The sequence below is a fragment of the Halobellus inordinatus genome, assembly GCF_024464655.1.
Taxonomy (GTDB): domain Archaea; phylum Halobacteriota; class Halobacteria; order Halobacteriales; family Haloferacaceae; genus Haloquadratum; species Haloquadratum inordinatus.
The window spans coordinates 1-17,360 of sequence record NZ_JANHAV010000005.1; the positions used below are offsets into that span (position 1 = coordinate 1).

The following is a 17,360-nucleotide window of genomic DNA, read 5'->3' on the forward strand; positions in this document are numbered from 1 at the left end:
CGGTCCACCAGTCCGATGCTGTGGGACTACCCGTGCCCGAAAGGTCTGGGAGTCCGGTGATTGGACTCCAAACCTGAAACTCCCACCGCTCGGGATTCCTCCGCGTTCACGCGGAGGAGGATGTCAAGTGCTGATTGTTACCTGGCCGTCGTTGTCGATGCCGATTGTGGTTGCAGAATCGTCGCTCGGGAACGTGTACGTCTCCACGGTCGTGTCCCCGTCGACGGTCACCGCAACCTGGTACTCGCCGTTCTCCGTGAAAGTGTCCAGTTGTGTGTCTGATTCAGCATCGAGCGTACGGCCTGCCGAATACACCAGCTCTTCGCCACTGGTGATTTCCACCACAACCCCGTGACTGGTCTCATCTTGATTGACCAGTTGCATTCTATCTGTCGGGCTACTGCTATTCTGGAACGCACTACAACCCGCCGTCAGGACTAACGCGCCGACGAACAGGCTGAGCGCAAGTTTTCTCGTTGGACTGCTCTCTGACCTATGCCAATTCTACACGCCCGATCACACCCAGAAATGCTAATATTTCTGGTAGAATTTGGGGACGCACGAAGTGCCAGTCCAGAATATTATGAAAACCTAACGTCAGATGCGGGTTTTCGGTCGAGAATCGGGGTTAGAGAACGGCGCTGTAGCTCACAAGGAAGTTGACACGGGGTGAGCTCCGTGAATCAGCCGTAGTCGACAGCCGTGATTTCACGGCGGAACGGTTTTGACCGGATACGGTAGTCGCCGGCGAGATCCCATCCTCGCCAGATTTTGATCAGCATATCCACGAGGACCCACGCATTGTACAGGGCGACGGCCCAGAGCCAGAACAGGACCCTGATAGCGTACTTATCGGTGTTCGTGAACGGCATAAAGTTCTGTTTCACGACCCGATAGTCCGTCTCAACGTTCCATCGCTTAGCGTAGTCCTTGAGCTTCTTCTGGACCGATTCGCGTTCATTTGGCACGTCGTGGCTGGTGACGTAGACGAACCACGGCCCGTCGTAGTCGTCGACGTCGTGGTCCTCGAAATCCTCCAGTTCCAACTGTCCGCTGTCACTGACGAAGTCCTCGAGTGGAGTCTGGCTTTCCGGTAGGCTGAGGTTCGTTTTGCCTCGCTTCACGCGACGAGCAATCAGGCGCGTCTCGTGGCGGTGCGGATGACTCCTGCTCCTGTTGATCGTGTAGTCTCTTGCCCCAGTGATTCGCTGTCCACTCAGCCCTTTGATCCAGGTCTTGATTTTGGACCCGCTCATCCGGAACCGACACGTGTAGTCGATTCCCTCCTTCTCGAAGTAATTCAGAATCGGTCCAGAGGCGAATGCACTGTCAGCGAAGACCTCTCGAACAGACATAAAGTCTCGAATGAACTCCACGAGATAGTGGACAGCAGCATAGCGCAACGACCGTTCACGCATTGGGAAAACGACCGGCTTCATCGTCTTGTTGTGCTGGCGGTCGTAGACGCTGATCGTGATGAACTTGTAAGCCTGTTCGCCGCCTTTCGTCCCGACAGTGCCTTCCGGGAGTTGCGGCTTTCCGTCTTCCCAGTTCTTCGGGTGGAAGACGAAGTCCGTCCCGTCAATAATCACGTCGACGGGACGGGCAAACATCCCGTTCCGTTTGGCTCGCTTGAGGAAGTTCCGGAAAATCTGCTCGAAGTCCTTCATATAGCCCGTCGCCGAATTCGCGTCGAGAGCCTCGAAGAACCCCTTTATCGAGATATCGCCCGGTTCATTGTCGAGGTGCGGGTAGATGTGTTCGTACTCTCGCTGCTCTTCGGGACGATCGCGGTCCTCGATCATATCGCTACAGCTCGTCTTGTTCGCGCTGGCCTCTGAGAGAATACTGAACAACGAGTCCTGTGGATGGGTGATTCTCGCTTGATCCCGTTCGTCTCGGACGGCATCGAACTCGCCTACGAGCTGGCGATAGGCCCTTCGGACCTCTTCGTTCGATACTGGTGCTTCCTTCCGCAGGGCCATCGCATCTGGATTTTCAGTTGCTGCCAGACCGAATTCCTTAGCCAGCGGTCGTCGGAACCCATTTACTGACTGTTCGATCCGGTCGAGCGTGCCGGGGGTTACCCGTTGTGTACAGAATCTACCAATAGCACCCCGGCTTGGTGCCGTTGCGTAGGGATCGTTCTGGTCTGCCTCGAATCCCATCGGTTCGAGTTCGCCCTCAAAGTGCTGGAGGAATCGTACGAGATCAGCACGTGAATCGAGTCCCGGATGCAGACATTTCGCGTAATAGGCCCGACAGAGGGCGTCAATATTGGTTCCTCTACTCTTTTGGCTCCCGCCCTTGAGCTCCGGCTCGAAAGCACTCATCGGATAGTCAGCAGCGATATCGAATACACGCCGATCTAACTTCTCCAGAAGTTCGTTCTGCTGACGGGGAGTTAGATCCTCGAACGTAGCCTCGTTGTCGGCATCTGGTGCTACTTGCTTGAATGCAGGTATCGTCGCTGTGCCTACCGTCCGGGCCTCATCATAGGCGGTCTCAAAATCACGATCGTCGTCGTTGTCATCGTAGAAAATGCAGTCTATCTCAAGACTGCCGTCTTCAGCTACCGTAATCGTCGACAGAGGATAGATCTCGCGCTGGCTACCGTTCCGATGGCGGCGGCGCGAAGACTTCACAGTCACCGGTAATCACCTTGGTGATGTGAGTGAAATAATAGAGGCCGGTGTACAGTCATTATAGATTTGAGTACACTGACTGAGTATAAAATCCGTGGTCAAATCTAAGACAACATATTACTCAGCTTAGCACGTTGAAATTAGAGTACGATGTGGTTGGGGAGACAGATTCTGTCAAATACGAACTTCCCAACGGTAGTGTGCGAGGCTGAACCAGTAACAAAGTTTTGTACCCTGAACTACCTATCTTTGATCTAATGGTGGTCGTTGACTTTGAAGACGGGATTCCGTTACCGATCGGGACCCAACTGAACACACCGGGCAGAAGAGTCCACGCAAATCCACTTATACGTCTATTGGCGGACGATATTGAGGTTCATTCCTCGACTAAGAGCGGGTGGCCCACAATTATTCTCGGGGAGCAAGATGATTCTCGAATCGGGGTCGCAGTGGACTATCCTGGAGACTGGCACGAAGGCCCAATTGACGAGATCAATATTGTCCTCACGGAGGATCAGAACTGGTCAGCCGTCGTCGCCTATCGGAACCAGACCACTGCTATAGAGGACGGAAATTATGAAATTGACAATTATGAGGGCTACGAACTCCACGAGTGGAATCCTGAGACCCACCCAGAGGTTATTGAGGACTGCGTTGACCGAGAGGTAACACCGATATTCTATACAGCAGATGCACCTGACAGCTACAACGCTCATACCTACCAGTTGGCCAACTCATACAGGACACTCAAGAGGATGTTCGGACTCTCTCGCTACTCCCAAATAGAGGATCGGCAAGAACGGTTGTATACTCTTGTAGTCCCTCAGGACGTCCGATGGGAGAAGGAAGACAGGAGTATGCAAAAATTAGCGAAAGATATCCTGAATCAGGATTCTGACTCATAGAATACCTTTCACATCATATAGAAATCGCTCAGTATAGGCAGACGTTCTATCAAATCGGATCGTCATTTTCTCGAGATCTGTTAGGAACGAGTTTCTGAATCGCAGAGTGGATTCAGCAATAAGCCTGTGAAACGCTATGTGGAGAGCACAATTAGTCCTAACAAGGATCCAAATGATGCACACATTATCATAATAATTCGGAATATCCACCTATCTATAGCTTTAAGCTCATTCTTATTTTCCTCACTTGCCGCTTGATATATCCCTACTAATTCTTCAAGAGCCGAATCCCTTGGGATAGCATTCATCTCGGCTGTGACCTCCCGATCAAGACCAAACCCCCAATGTTCACCAAAGCCTTTGTACTTCACTACAGCCAGCACAATAGCCGCCACCTCCAATCCAATTGGAAGTAACAATTCAGAAAATCCGATGGGTAGTTGTGCTTGCAAAGTCACTCCGGCAATAGCTATTAATATACTGAGAAGAATTATGTTAAGCCTCGCAACCCTCAGGAGAGATAGCCGTCTTTGTCGTAAAGTCTGAAGCTGCTGTTTGTGCGTAGCTAATACGGCCTCAAGAATCAGTTCACTATTATCTCCATCCATATGTCATATTTTCCCGGTGAGTAAAAAACAGTATTACGAAAATTAGGCTTGTTCTATTGGCTGATTCCCCATCTTACCGCGTGGAATTAATACCGTGATGAGAGTCCTATGACATCCCGACACATAGATTACCCAGCATCGCACGTTGACGTAAGCGGTGATGATGCCGATTATGGACTACACAGACCAACCTGTCTTCTCACCAGTAGACTGCAACAAAATTTGTTTCCAGGTATATCTTATTTGACTTCCCATCTGATGATCCGCTCGGGTAGTCGCCCTCGAATGAAGATGAGTCAAGGAAATCCGCACGTTTTCGAGGAATGTTTTCCAAACCATACGCCTCTAAATCTGATTCCGATAGTTCGGATGCAAGGGAAACCTCCACTCGTTGAAGAAGGGCCTCTTTAGCTTCATGGGACTCATTCTTAAGAGATGAATCGATTTCGTCTAAGACCGTGCTAACCGTTTCTGGAGGAAAACTACGGTCGGCCTCCGATTCAAGCCAGTTCAAATAATCGCAGACCGAGTCTTCGAAGTCCTCTGATCCACTTGTGGATTCTTCATTCGACTCTTGGAACTCGGAAGGAAGATCTTCGATATCGCTCGCTGTTTCAGGGAAAACAGTGCTAAGTATATCGACTAATTTGAGCGGACTCCAGTCAGAATTCGGCTCGGGATTATCAAGACGACCATAAATTGTAAACTCATTCTCACTGAACAGAACACGGGATGGTTCCTGCCAAAGATTATCCTCATCGATGAACCCCGCAAGGTATAGCTTGTCGGTATCTACGTTATGCTCTTCTGCCCAATCATTAGCGACGATGATTCTGTTTACTTTCTCACTATCTTCCGATTCCATCTCTTCTTTATATACGCCATAATTGGAAACTTCGCATTCAATTGGAATTAGGCCTGCCATCAGAATTTCCATTAATTCCAAAACCATCGCGATCTCGTCAGCTGAGACTCCTTGTTGTTGGAGTTTTTGCCTAAACTCTTCCTCAGAGGAGAATGATTCCACTATATCTTCAAACGCATCAAATATTAGGAAATATTCATATATCTCTGAGCTTTTTAGTGTCGCATCGAGCTCAACTAAGCTTCCTCGTAAAAGCTCCTGAGTTTGAGGGGTTCCGCTTAGTTCAGTAGATTCTATATCTGTGGCAACGGGGGCGGCAACGTCGGTACTCGGCCGTGTATCTCTATGATCAGATATATCCAAGTCGTTCTTCCTGATTTCGTACAACTCCTTAAAATTCGATTGAACTACATACCGCTGGACGGTTTCATTAGTTTCAGATTCATTACTCCCAACGGAGGCACCAATCGGCCCTAAGGAACCTTTTATGCTTGAAGAGATACGTTGCTTCTTACTTGTTGTTTGTTGCTGCGTAATCCCACCTGTAGTAGAGGATAGTAAGCTGATTAGTGCAGTCTGGTCAAGATATACGAACTCTTTAAGTTCTGGATAAGAAGCCCAACCAAGCCGCTCGGCGGCGTTATTTTTTCTTCTGACACCCCACCAGTAGACTGCCTCAACTGCTCTCGTAATTCCACCGATCATAATTGATCGGCTCTCCTCTCATAGCTAATTATCAGATCAGTCATCGTTATCTGTTCTCGTCCCGCATTTACACTAATTATCCCTGCCTCGTTTAACAGAGACTCTAAATCGGCTCCATTCCAACCTTCTGTCATTGAGGCAATTTCTCCTGCATCTACCGAATCTGCTACTTCATATTCCTGTCGTAGTGAATTGAATATCTCAGCCCGTCCTTGAGAGTCTGGGATTTCAAATTTCACCTTCCAATCTAAGCGTCCAGGTCGCAGCAAGGCTTCATCAATATCATCCACCCGGTTTGTTGATCCTATAACCAACAATCCTTCTGATGCCTTATCCACGCCGTCCATCAGCGACAACAGTTGCGCTACAACACGATTTCCAAATTGCTGGTTTGGTCCGTCACCTCGCTTACTCCCTAAACTGTCAATCTCGTCGAAGAACAAAATTGAAGGTTCATTATTTTTAGCATCCTGAAAAAGCGCGCGAAGTATCTCCTCTGTATCGCCAACCCACTTCGTAACGATCTCGGGTCCACGTATTCTGTAAAAATTAGCGTTGGACTCCGATGCTAAAATCTTAGCAAAAAACGTCTTGCCTGTGCCTGGCTTCCCATAAAAAAGAGCACCTAATTTTGGTTCGGTGCCAACCTGTTCAAGTTTATCACGACTATTCAGCATCAGATCGACTCGTTTCTGGACGTGCTCAAGTTGCTCCCACATCCCTCCAAAATCCTCAAAGCCGACGGTGAGCTCTTCAGAAGAGAATCTAAGGTCGTCGACATACTCATTAATATCTGTTTTCTCCGGAATTAGTGAATCTCTCTGAATAGGAGACGGATTGATACAGTCCTCTATTATGGCCCTGTCAGATATTTCAACTGTGTTGTCTTCCTTAACAGTAACTCCGTCTCCAATATCATAAACGGATAGCCGGCCACCAACATCTACGACTGCACGTTCATCAAGAACCTTCTTGACAACGCCAATAGTATTGCCACGGTCGCCACCAACAGGATCAATTATCGCCTCAACCTCATTATGCCGGTTAACGAGTATTGCATTCCCGCTATCAGGTGAAAGATCGTCCGGACATTCCAAGACATCAATACCACCGGTACCCCACTCAACCAACAGCAGATCTACTTCACCATCACTTACTACCCTGGCTACAATTGCATATCTCATAAATCACTCATCTTCACAGACAGTTTCTCTCAGCTCTTTCAACAACTGAGGGTGGTTTTCCTCAAGAATCTCGAGATCTGTGGGCAACTCATCATTAATTCGAGAACGGATTTCGGAGATCGCTTGGTATCGGCGGTTTTGATTCTCTTCATCCGCAAGCAATTCTCTATCTCTTTCTGTAAGCAGTGCTCGGGTCCGTCCCATCTTAGTTTGCCTATCTGGACACATTGACTTCCAATTACCGCTCCCGTCTGTAATAGTTAACCCATATGTGAACGTTAACCCATATGCAAACCTTTAATGTGGTTGGAAAATACAGTTGTTCCTAAGAAGCGCGGGATACCGGCCAGAAACTGGCCGGAGCGTGCTGGAACACGCCCGACCGTGCTTCCCGGTAAGGAAGCATGTCAATGAAGACGTCCGCCGGACTTGAGAATTCCGGCACGGATAGCGAAGAGAGTCGGACAAACAACGACGAAGAGGACGGCGACGTTTCACGCCGCCAGTTCCTCGGCGCTGCAGCTGCACTGTCGGTTCTTGGTTCTGCCCCAAGCAATACAGCCACCAGTTCGAGTGAGCCAGAACAGTCCGAAGAAGAGCTCTGTGCTGATATCTACGAAGAGCAGATCATCCCTGCCCGAACTCACCTAATCGCCATCAAAGGTGAAGGGGCGGAACCGGCCAAAGCAGAACTGGAAGAAGCGGTGCGCCGGCTTGAGGCATTCTTGGAGGGCTCCGATGCCTGAGCCGCGCGTGACCGCCCGCATCGTCCGAACTGAGGACGGTGAAACGTACCCTGAGTACTGCGTCGGCGGCGTCGGCTATGGTAGTCTCGACGCGCTCGAAATGGCTCTCAAGGACCGATAACGCCGATGATTGAAGACATAGACCGCGATGTGTTCGTGCGGGTCCAGACCGACCTGCTGGTGATCGGTGACAGCATAATGACCGACCGCCATCACGCCTCAAGCGGCAACTACGAGGATGATGACCCGCAGAATCAGATCGGTGGGATCATCCCTGCATTCCCGTTGTCGGGCTGGCTTCGCCACGGAATCGAGGAGGTCGTCCAAGAATACGGCGGGACGGCCTGCCATCCTGGTGAGGCCAACGCGAACTTTATGAAAGCCGACGTCTACGACCGCGATCTCGACGCCGGCTACCACGAGAAGGGCGCGTGTACGGATGACCCGAAGGAAGACGACGGCTGTGTCGTCTTCGACCTCTTCGGCGGCTTCGGCGGCGTTCCCGGCAAGGTGATGCGCCGACCGATCCAATTCTCGCCAGTCCGCTCGAACGTCGACTACACGCGCGGGCAGGCCGAAGGCCACTATCGACGGCTGAACCGGAACGTCGTCTCCCGGAATCGAGAGGATAACCGTGAGCCGCTACGGAACGCCGAGATCGACGCTGTCGCGAATCTCGAAGGTGCGTGGCATCTGTCCTTCCGTGAAACAAAGCCCGAGTTCGTCGGCCTACTCGCCGAGGCGATCGACTTCCTTGACGAGCATCGCACTGACTTTATGCACCAACTGGGCGGTGCCCGCAACTTCGGGGCGGGAATCGTCGACTGTGAGCTCATTAACCCGCTGTACAATGAGCGCGAGCTGAAGCGGGTCTTCGACCGCGGAAAGGGCAACACGAACGCGATGGACGAGAAAGACGAGCGGTGGGCAGAGGAGTACCGCCCCAGCTTCGTGGAAACCCTCGAAGATCGCATCGCTGAGGGGCCGTAGGATGACGGAAAACACGACACTCAGCGACTTTCAGAACGTCGGCGAGCGGAACCCTATGGTCGCGGCCTATCGCCACGATGCTCACAAGCTCAACGGCGAACCGCATAGGACTGCTCCGGACACGTTCGCTGGTGTACCGGTCAATCAGTCGATCCCACACGGCGCAGATTCGGATGCATCAGCGTTGAGTCGGCCACCTGGGAAACCAGAGAAGACGGTTGACAATCACGACACTCACTATCGGCTGTCGCTGCTGACTGGAGAGAGCGCCTACGATCCAGATGACTTCGCTCGTCCGATGCTCTCAGAAGCGATCAGCGACCTGCTGACGAGTTCCGACCCAGAGACGATGCATCGGACGTGGCTCACGTCCGACGTGGCCAGCGGATTCAACGAGTCGGTCTACTACCCCTATACGAGCCTGAAGTACCACACTCTGCTCGTGGCGGCGCTCCTTGACGCCTATCAGCAGAACCAGGAGTTCGAAGACCTCCTGCTGATCGTCGACGACTCAGACGAAGTCGAGCCGTTTCGGACGATCTATACCGGAGAACAGTTCTCGCTCCGGCTTGGTTCGGAATCAGGCGGGCGTCCGTGGGCACGCTTGGGTAGCCGACCGTGGCGGTCGTGGGCGGCCACGTGGATGCGGTTGACCGCGAACCCTCTGAAAATCGATCAGAACAAGCAGACGATGGTACTGGACGCGAACCTTCGTCGGATTGGTGCGTGGAGTACCGCACTCCAGTACATCGAGGATTTCGAGGAGGAGTACGGTCTATGACCCGCATTCAGCAAGTCCACTGGGAGTTGGAGATGGACTACATCGGCCATCCCTACTACGTGAGCGGGAACGCGATCCTTCACGCGATTGGGCACCAGCTCACCCACGATGATGCCAAACGTCTGAACGCCAGTCACGGGATGTTCGTCCCCGGTCAGTTCGGAACGTATCCCGAAGAACACGCGCAGGACGGGATACTCCCGTATATGGGCGCGACATTGCCCGATGTCGAGGCGTACGACGACCTGTTCCTCTTCCGGAACCCCCACCATCACTGGCTGCTTGACAGCCGTGCGAGGGACGCGTTGAACACGCACGATCCCCGGCCACAGAGTGGAGAGATGGCATTAGCTCACGAGACGATTATGGGACGTCCTGAGGAGGCATACGCGCAGACAGAGACGACGTCGTGGTTCATCCACGCCTATCTGCACGCCGATGACCCTGATACGCTGCCGCTGGGCGAGGACGTGCTCGATGGCATCCAGTTCGGTGGCAGGCGGAACTACGGCTACGGCAGTGTCCGGCTGAAGGATACGCAGGTCGTGGATCTGGAGGCCTTAGACTACTCCCGGCTGCGAGGCGCAGATACCTACCTCCTCGAGCTGGTGTCACCGTACGTTGTAGACAGTGAGTATCCCGGCGCAGATGGAGATACAGTACCGTGGTGGTGGTCGGTAGATCACGACGATGGACTCCGTCGCCGTGCAGAGAAGATCGTCGAGCAAGGAGAGGTCTACGACCTCGTGACCGTCGACCACGGCCAAGTCGTCGGATATGCGAGCGATTCGCCAATCGAGACGGCGAAGAATGCTATCCGCCGAGTCGGGACCCACTCGAAGTATGGGTTCGGCGAACTTCGCGTGAAGCCGATCGAGACCGAGGAGCCGGAGATGAACGGCAGCGAACTGGCCGGTTATAGAAAGGAATCTGATACATCGGCCTAATCAGGGGGTGATTCACGAGAATAAACATACGCAATCTGTGAGAAAATAGGATTGATTTCAACCACTCAACCGTGTCAAGAATATAGAGCTCAGAGAGCAGTTGGAGGGCTCACAGCCCAACATCGCAAACGGGACGGAAAAAATTTGTCAAGAAACCGTCGTTAGGTTTGCACGCTTGTTCTGACGGGTGATTCGCTTGTGCAAAGAACACTCGTGAGCGGATCTATGCCTCACTCGCTCCGGGCGTTCTCCGGAGCGCGGTACGATGCCGAGGGCTAACGGTCACCTTCATTACAGCCTCGCGACAACCCTGGGTCATCTCACAGATGTCTACTCAGGGGTCACAAGCGGACCTCTCTGGGTTCGATACTGGGCGTTCGACTGTCAAATCGGGTTTGGGTGAGTGTGGGGGCGTACAGGTAAGCCAAGACGTAACCACGTTTTGAGATGCCGATGGCGTCATCTATTTGTAAGGTCACTGAGGGAGTACTGCATATCCGAAATGAGCCAGGCGACGCTTGCTGACCGCCCGTACGTCAACTCGAATCTCTTCTCCGGGCACTATCTGGATGAACGCCTTCGCGATCGCGACGAATGGGAGTGCGACGCCGCCGCTCAGGAAGCCTTCTCTGAGCTGCAGTCGCTCTACGAGCTCGAAGGTGAACTGGTACCGGGGTACAAGGAAGACGCCCTCATAGACGACTGGATCGGGGAGATTCTGGACATCCTTGGATACGGAACATCCGAAGAAGTAACTCTCCCGGAAGGTGGCGGCTTCGTCGACGAACTTCTCTTCGAGACACCAGACGATCGGCGCGACGCCGCGAGGGTCTACCTCCATTCCGAGGAAACGACGGACCTCTTCGAGCGGGGGATCGGGCTCGTCGAGGCCAAACAGTGGGACGCCGACTTCACGAAGCGGTTCAGCGAACAGCGCCCGTACCGGAACGCCTCGCATCAGATCAAACACTACCTCGAAAACACGCCGTCGAATATCCAGTGGGGCGTGCTCACGAACGGGCGGAAGTGGCGGCTCTACGGGACGAACAACTACGAGACACAGACCTACTACGAGGTCGATCTGCCCGAACTCTTAGAGCGCGGTGACCTGGAGGCGTTCAAATACTTCTACGTGTTCTTCCGGCCGGCGGCGTTCCACGAGTCGGGCGGCACAACGTTCCTCGACGAAGTCTGGTCCGAGAGCGAGACCGCATCCCAAGAACTCGGGGAAGATCTGCAGGACAACGTCTTCACCGCGCTGCGCGTGCTCGGGAAGGGGTTCGTCGAGACGGACAACGGCTTCGATATCGACTCCGACGACGACGAAGCGCTCGACGAGCTGAAAGAGCAGTCGTTGGTGCTGCTGTATCGCCTGATGTTCGTGCTGTACGCCGAATCGCGTGGGCTGATCCATCCCGAGGATCGCTCGGCGCAGGACCACTACGACGAGAACTTCAGCCTCGACGAGCTCCGTATCGAGATCCACGACGAGATCGGCGAGGTAGACGAGGGTTTCGCCGAGGAGTACAGCGAGTACTCCACGTCGATGTGGAACCGGCTGGAGAATCTCTTCAGCCTGATCGACGAGGGTGAAGAGGACCTCGGGATTCCGCCCTACAACGGCGGGCTGTTCAACCACGACGAGCACGCCTTCCTCACCGAGCACGGGGTGAGTGATCAGTATCTCTCCGAAGTGATCTACCGGCTCTCGACGGTCGAGAACGACGACGGCCGGTACGTGCTCGCGGACTACGCCGACCTGGACACGCGGCACCTCGGCTCGGTGTACGAGGGCCTTCTGGAGCATCAGTTCCGCATCGCGCCGGAGCAGTACGCGGCCGTCTCGGAGGACGGCGGACAGGTCTGGAAGCCGGCCACGGAGGTCTCAGTCGCCGACGCAGTCGAGACCGTCGACGAAGGCGGACTGTACGTCGTCAACGACGAAGGCGAGCGGAAGGCCACGGGCTCGTACTACACACCGGACTACGTCGTGACGTACATCGTCGAGGAGACCGTCGGGCCGCTCGTCGATGAAATCCGGGAGGATCTGATTGACCAGGGCTTCGAGCCCGGAACACAGGAGTATCTGGGGCCGTTTCTCCGGCGGGTGACCGACCTCCGCATTCTGGATCCCGCGATGGGAAGCGGGCACTTCCTCACGAAGGCAACGGGCTATCTCTCCGAGCAAGTGATGTCGGAGGTCCGAGAGGCCGAATCGGAGTTCGGCGTCGCCTTCGACGAACAGCACATTCGCCGGGAGATCACCAAGGAGTGTATCTACGGCGTCGACCTCAACGGGATGGCCGTCGAGCTGGCGAAGCTCTCGATGTGGCTGGAGACGCTGGCCGCCGATCGGCCGCTGGCGTTCCTCGATCACCACTTCAAACAGGGGAACTCGCTCGTCGGGAGCGACATCGAGGACATCGAAGAGCTGGAGTCGGACGCGAGCGAAGACGACGACTCCCAGTCATCTCTCGCTGAGTTCGGCGCGACTCGTGAGGGCACGATCGAGCGTCTGATGGATATCTACTCGGAGTTCCTCGCGATCGAGAACGAGAGCATCGAGGACGTCCACGAGATGAAGCGGAAGTACGCCGAAATCGAACAGGACGACCTCCGGAAGCGCCTGGTCGCGATGGCGAACGTGCATACGGCCGAGCGGTTCGACGTCGACGTTCCCGGCGGGGCCTACGAGCGGATGGCGAAGGCGCTTGAAGATGATTCCGAGTGGGAGGCCGTTTCAGAGGCGGACTGGTTCAAAACGGCGCAGACGTTGGCTGCGGAGCAGGATTTCTTCCACTGGAAGCTGGAATACCCGGAGGTATTCTACAAGGAGGGCGGCTCAGAAAGAGAAGATGCTGGTTTTGATGTGATTCTTGGCAACCCTCCTTACGGATACCGGAAAATACCCTCAGATGGTCAGAAAAGATACTACGAGTCATCTTTTGAGAGCCACCAGTATAACTATGAATTCTATATGTATTTCACCGAACAAGCAATTGACATCTGTAAACAAGGGGGCCACTCGTCATTTATTATACCAAATACATACCTATCTGCAGAAAACTTCTCGCAATTTAGGGAATACATCCTCGATAAAACTTCAATATCTGAAATATTCTACTTAGGGCTGGGTGTTTTTGACGGGGTTACGATTGAATCGGTAATTCAAAGATTGCAAATCGGAGGCAGTAACGAAGATGTACTGATTAAGTTTGGAGGAAACGGATCTACTGTGGACACATCAAAAGAATACAACATTGACCAATCTCAGTTTGAATCTTCAGAGGACTACGTTTTCAATATAAATGTCTCTCCGGAGCGTAAAGAACTGGTTGAGAAAATGGATCGCGTTTCGGTAGATCTGGGCGAAATATCATACACAACGGTGGGAATCAATACCGGATATATTCGGGATGTCCTCGTCTCTGATAAAAAAGAAGACAATCGGTATCACAAGATGCTGAGTGGGAGTAACATCGGACGATATTCGCTAAATTGGGATGGTAGATGGATTTGCTATGACCCAGATGTTATCAAGGAATATGGCGATAAAGCCCGAACACTACCTCCTGAGTATATTTTCACGGAGCCTAAGATATTGCTCCAAAGAACCAGACGAGGTCTGGATAGGAAGCTTGTAGCAACGCTTGATGAGAATGAGTTTTACAACTTGAATAGGGTCTCAAATGTAGTTTTAGAATCAGATGCTTATCAGTTAGATTTCCTCACAGCGGTGCTAAATTCGACTCTACTGGATAGGTATTTCAATTGGATTTTTGACGAATACGAAGTAAAGCCAACGCACCTTCGGGAACTCCCGATTATTCAGGTAGACGAGATTTCTGTAGGGGAGAAAATCAGAGATATAATCCCGGAAGAGCCACCCAAAAAGATCCAAGAAAAAGTTGGATCCTTAGCAAGAGATATAATAGAGGATAAACAGTCTCGTGAAAATCTGAATCTATCGCTCACAGACTACATTGGTACGGCTTACGACGGCCCTTCTCTGACAGACATAGGGCTTTACCAACCCCCGAAAGGCGTCGGCGACACGAAACTCACGGCCACCAAAGAGGACTACGACAACCTCCGAATCGGCTCAGTATCCACCGAACGCGACACTGGCGACACGGTCGTCATCCACGCCACGGCGCGCTACAAGCCGGAAGACGAAGACGCCCACGAGACCGATCGGTGGGGCTACACCGAGACCGAGCCGATCCCGGCGATGCGGCTCACGGATCTCACCGAGGTCGAAGCCGAGCTGGTCGAGGCGTTCGTCCCGGTCGCCGTCGACGAGGCGGGCGGCTTCGCGAACTTCCGCGAGACCGCGACGAAGACGAACTCGCTCGTCGACCGACTCGAAGCGCTGACACTCCCAGATCCCGACGACGTCGCCGACGGGCTGGAGCGATATATCGACGCAAAAGAGCGCGCTGCGGAGTTAGACGAGAAGATCGAGCGGACCGACGACCTGATCGACGAGATCGTCTACGAACTGTACGGGCTGACCGACGAGGAGATCGAGATCGTGGAGTCTGCTGTCGGGGAGTAGTGCTGATCGAGGCGGCGACACGCAGCTAACCGTCCACCGAGCACCATTGGGGACTGGTGTCGGCGGCGGCATTGGCGTAGGAGTCGCAGTCTCGACGTTTCGGCAGGCCCAGACGTTACGGGTCGCGCTCTGGGCCGTCTGCTCGGCGTCGTAGAAGCGACCCCGGTCCTCGAATTATATCTCTATATATGGGTTCTTTGAATCTTTGAGGTATTCTCTGGCCGGCTTCGACACTCCCTGCTGCTGGTCTTTGCGGAACTGACGCGCCTCCTCAATGTGGGCGAGTCGTCTTGGCTTTCCGAATGTTCGGCGGAATTCAGCATCGGTCCCGAATTTTTGTTTTAACCCATTCCCATTGGGGTCGTACGTTGGTGGGGTAGATGGAAGTCCATCCACATCAGGGAGTGACTGATTAGCTTCCAGATAGCCTTCTAGATCTTCGTTGTTGTCAGACCGAACTTTGAGAGCACGGGCTTCGTTAGGAATCATAGTACTGCCGTACCGATTTGCGCCGCTCGGTCCTCCTTCTGAGGAATATCGTCGATATTCCCAAGCACCATTGAGAAGGGTGCTGAATGCGTGGACACCCAGATCTGTCGCGTAAGAGCCGAACCACTCGGAACGGGGGGCGATAATCGGGATCGACTCCCGAGTGCTGATCTTAGATAGACCTTCAACAAATGTTTCCATTCGAGCAGATCGATTAGTTTGCCAAATTCTATTAGGATAGTAGACAGTTAGGGCAATCCCTGCATAATCAGATCCGGTGACCTCTTCCTCTAAGGTTTGCAGCGCCTTCTCTGCAGTATCAGTGCTTGCATCCGTGTCGAACGACCGTGGGTTCAGATAAATGTGGAAGTACGCATCTGTGTTCTCGTGACCATCTACCGCCTCCAGCATCTTTTCATTCGAGGTGACCCAGGCTGTAACTAGATCCGTATCCCAGTCGCGTTCAAGTTGTGGAACCGGTGGAACTACTACTGAGCTGGGGCGTTTGGACGCTTCAGAGGCGATAGTATCGAAATATCCCACATAGTGGTCTGGATCTAAGCTGGTCCAAGCCTCCTCTGAAGAGTCGACTTTTAGACTAGACCGTGAAACGAGGCTGGCTCCATCGGTCTCTTCCAATAGCCGGTTGACATTTGCGTGAACAAACGGTTGGACAAACTCTGGAAGTTCTGCTTGGGCCTCAGAGTGCTTACCTTCGCGGAGTAGTCGTTCAAATCTGTCTTTATCGTATCCTGGTAGTCTGAAAAGGTAGTTCACTAAAGTCTTCGTTCTTTTATACCAATACAGTTCAGGCGGATCAAAGAAGACTAGTGGATGTTCCTCTTCTAATCGCTCAACTTCGCTTTTTCCGACTTCGTTTCCATCACCGTCAGTTCTACTTGTTACCTCATTTTTGCTCCGCAGCCAAGACCACTTGGCCGCCGGCACTGCGATTGGGTTGCTCTCATCAAGCGAATCGATATGATCAAGCAGGGCGCGCAACCCTTCAGCACCTTTTATTTCCGGTATATACGTGGGCGCGAGAATATCATCGTGAGCGCCGATACGGAGGGCTTTCTGATCCGGTCCAGTCTCATACAGGTAGGAGTCTTGCGTAACCATCGATTGGAAACTGTATCCTAATATTGATTTTGAGGTAACATAATTGTGTTGGTAGTATTAACAATCTCCTACTGTACGTGTCAGACACTAGGTTTGGAGGTCCTGCGTCCCATTTTCGACAGAACCGACGTAGATAGCCGACACTCGATCCTCGTGACCACTATCTAGAGGTTTATAGAATTTCAACGTCCGGTGTGTTTGATCGTGATAACGTACCGTTCCCAGAATTAGATCATCATCAATATAATCGCCTAATGTGATTGTGTGCCACCCTTTTGAGAAGGTCGGCGGATCCCGGACTTGGATATGAATATGTCTGACTCGGGAAGTTCCCTGAACTCCATCAGGGGTGTAATGAGCATCTTCTGAAATTTTCTCGTCGATGCTTTGGAATTCAACCGCTTGATCATCGATTTTCAATTCTAAAGAGGATTCGCCAGTCTCACGAACCGTCTCAAACGCATCTGAATGCGAAGTAGGGTGAACACCGGTTTCAACAATGTCTGTGGCGCCACATTCAGAGCACTGGAATTCTGTTTTCAAAGATTGCGAAAGGGTCCGATCTCCATCGCCCGCAAGCCCGGATTTCGGCGATTGACTAACCTCAACGCGATCGTTTTCTGTAGCCCCACAATTGAGACAGCGAACTTGGAACATAGGTCTCGTTGAATTTCGAACATTTTAGTGGTGGTGGTAAATTTCGGTGGTTGAACCTCTGGACGATCCTGATCGCAATTTAATACAGTCATCATAGACGTGAGCGCGAGCAGGTAGAAGTGGACGCGGCCACGTTCCACGCCACCGAGCTGAAGCAC

The 17,360-nt window shown here is 52.7% G+C and carries 14 protein-coding genes; 7 read left to right on the forward strand and 7 right to left on the reverse strand.

The window, feature by feature from the left end:
• Window positions 1–123 precede the first annotated feature (123 nt).
• Both NO347_RS10260 and NO347_RS17270 read right to left on the reverse strand, forming a co-directional pair.
• Complete coding sequence (locus NO347_RS10260; RefSeq protein WP_256289508.1) at window positions 124–384, reverse strand: Ig-like domain-containing protein; 261 nt, start codon at window positions 382–384, stop codon at window positions 124–126.
• A gap of 299 nt (window positions 385–683) precedes the next feature.
• On the reverse strand, window positions 684–2,651 hold the full coding sequence (locus tag NO347_RS17270) for a transposase (protein ID WP_256289509.1): 1,968 nt from the start codon (window positions 2,649–2,651) through the stop codon (window positions 684–686).
• Between the two features lie 251 nt (window positions 2,652–2,902).
• Between NO347_RS17270 and NO347_RS10270 the strand changes: the two genes are divergently transcribed.
• Window positions 2,903–3,550: a hypothetical protein gene (locus tag NO347_RS10270; RefSeq protein WP_256289510.1), complete on the forward strand. Its 648-nt coding sequence runs from the start codon at window positions 2,903–2,905 to the stop codon at window positions 3,548–3,550.
• A gap of 134 nt (window positions 3,551–3,684) precedes the next feature.
• Here NO347_RS10270 and NO347_RS10275 read toward each other — a convergent pair whose 3' ends face one another.
• From NO347_RS10275 to NO347_RS10285, 3 genes are all read right to left on the reverse strand, one after another.
• On the reverse strand, window positions 3,685–4,158 hold the full coding sequence (locus NO347_RS10275) for a hypothetical protein (RefSeq protein WP_256289511.1): 474 nt from the start codon (window positions 4,156–4,158) through the stop codon (window positions 3,685–3,687).
• Window positions 4,159–4,357: 199 nt separating this feature from the next.
• Entirely contained in the window at window positions 4,358–5,728 is a 1,371-nt protein-coding gene (locus NO347_RS10280; protein WP_256289512.1) for a DUF6414 family protein, read from the reverse strand.
• The gene (locus NO347_RS10285; RefSeq protein ID WP_256289513.1) at window positions 5,725–6,912 is read right to left on the reverse strand and encodes an ATP-binding protein; all 1,188 of its coding nucleotides are present in this window, start codon (window positions 6,910–6,912) and stop codon (window positions 5,725–5,727) included. The genes NO347_RS10280 and NO347_RS10285 overlap by 4 nt, the downstream gene beginning before the upstream one ends.
• 410 nt (window positions 6,913–7,322) lie before the next feature.
• On the opposite strand from NO347_RS10285, the gene NO347_RS10295 reads away from it, so the two are divergent.
• From NO347_RS10295 to NO347_RS10320, 6 genes are all read left to right on the forward strand, one after another.
• Window positions 7,323–7,658, forward strand: a complete 336-nt coding sequence (locus tag NO347_RS10295; RefSeq protein ID WP_256289515.1) for a twin-arginine translocation signal domain-containing protein — start codon at window positions 7,323–7,325, stop codon at window positions 7,656–7,658.
• On the forward strand, window positions 7,651–7,779 hold the full coding sequence (locus tag NO347_RS10300) for a hypothetical protein (RefSeq protein WP_256289516.1): 129 nt from the start codon (window positions 7,651–7,653) through the stop codon (window positions 7,777–7,779). The genes NO347_RS10295 and NO347_RS10300 overlap by 8 nt, the downstream gene beginning before the upstream one ends.
• 5 nt (window positions 7,780–7,784) lie before the next feature.
• The gene (locus tag NO347_RS10305) at window positions 7,785–8,648 is read left to right on the forward strand and encodes a hypothetical protein (protein ID WP_256289517.1); all 864 of its coding nucleotides are present in this window, start codon (window positions 7,785–7,787) and stop codon (window positions 8,646–8,648) included.
• Window position 8,649: 1 nt separating this feature from the next.
• A complete protein-coding gene (locus NO347_RS10310) occupies window positions 8,650–9,429 on the forward strand; it encodes a DUF8168 family protein (protein WP_256289518.1) in 780 nt (259 codons plus the stop codon).
• Window positions 9,426–10,376: a hypothetical protein gene (locus tag NO347_RS10315; protein WP_256289519.1), complete on the forward strand. Its 951-nt coding sequence runs from the start codon at window positions 9,426–9,428 to the stop codon at window positions 10,374–10,376. Before NO347_RS10310 ends, NO347_RS10315 begins: the two co-directional genes overlap by 4 nt.
• 502 nt (window positions 10,377–10,878) lie before the next feature.
• Window positions 10,879–14,934 carry an Eco57I restriction-modification methylase domain-containing protein gene (locus tag NO347_RS10320; RefSeq protein WP_256289520.1) on the forward strand — a complete coding sequence of 1,352 codons (4,056 nt, stop codon included), beginning with the start codon at window positions 10,879–10,881 and terminating at the stop codon, window positions 14,932–14,934.
• A gap of 174 nt (window positions 14,935–15,108) precedes the next feature.
• On the opposite strand, the gene NO347_RS10325 is transcribed toward NO347_RS10320, so the two are convergent.
• Together NO347_RS10325 and NO347_RS10330 are read right to left on the reverse strand one after the other, a co-directional pair.
• Window positions 15,109–16,545, reverse strand: a complete 1,437-nt coding sequence (locus NO347_RS10325; protein ID WP_256289521.1) for a hypothetical protein — start codon at window positions 16,543–16,545, stop codon at window positions 15,109–15,111.
• Window positions 16,546–16,632: 87 nt separating this feature from the next.
• Window positions 16,633–17,202: a hypothetical protein gene (locus NO347_RS10330; RefSeq protein WP_256289522.1), complete on the reverse strand. Its 570-nt coding sequence runs from the start codon at window positions 17,200–17,202 to the stop codon at window positions 16,633–16,635.
• Window positions 17,203–17,360: the final 158 nt, after the last annotated feature.

Bases quoted from the DNA above. Each gene is read 5' to 3' on its own strand.
- NO347_RS10260 (WP_256289508.1), bottom strand. From the start codon at position 384: ATGCAACTGGTCAATCAAGATGAGACCAGTCACGGGGTTGTGGTGGAA.
- NO347_RS10270 (WP_256289510.1), top strand. From the start codon at position 2,903: ATGGTGGTCGTTGACTTTGAAGACGGGATTCCGTTACCGATCGGGACC.
- NO347_RS10275 (WP_256289511.1), bottom strand. From the start codon at position 4,158: ATGGATGGAGATAATAGTGAACTGATTCTTGAGGCCGTATTAGCTACG.
- NO347_RS10280 (WP_256289512.1), bottom strand. From the start codon at position 5,728: ATGATCGGTGGAATTACGAGAGCAGTTGAGGCAGTCTACTGGTGGGGT.
- NO347_RS10285 (WP_256289513.1), bottom strand. From the start codon at position 6,912: ATGAGATATGCAATTGTAGCCAGGGTAGTAAGTGATGGTGAAGTAGAT.
- NO347_RS10295 (WP_256289515.1), top strand. From the start codon at position 7,323: ATGAAGACGTCCGCCGGACTTGAGAATTCCGGCACGGATAGCGAAGAG.
- NO347_RS10300 (WP_256289516.1), top strand. From the start codon at position 7,651: ATGCCTGAGCCGCGCGTGACCGCCCGCATCGTCCGAACTGAGGACGGT.
- NO347_RS10305 (WP_256289517.1), top strand. From the start codon at position 7,785: ATGATTGAAGACATAGACCGCGATGTGTTCGTGCGGGTCCAGACCGAC.
- NO347_RS10310 (WP_256289518.1), top strand. From the start codon at position 8,650: ATGACGGAAAACACGACACTCAGCGACTTTCAGAACGTCGGCGAGCGG.
- NO347_RS10315 (WP_256289519.1), top strand. From the start codon at position 9,426: ATGACCCGCATTCAGCAAGTCCACTGGGAGTTGGAGATGGACTACATC.
- NO347_RS10320 (WP_256289520.1), top strand. From the start codon at position 10,879: ATGAGCCAGGCGACGCTTGCTGACCGCCCGTACGTCAACTCGAATCTC.
- NO347_RS10325 (WP_256289521.1), bottom strand. From the start codon at position 16,545: ATGGTTACGCAAGACTCCTACCTGTATGAGACTGGACCGGATCAGAAA.
- NO347_RS10330 (WP_256289522.1), bottom strand. From the start codon at position 17,202: ATGTTCCAAGTTCGCTGTCTCAATTGTGGGGCTACAGAAAACGATCGC.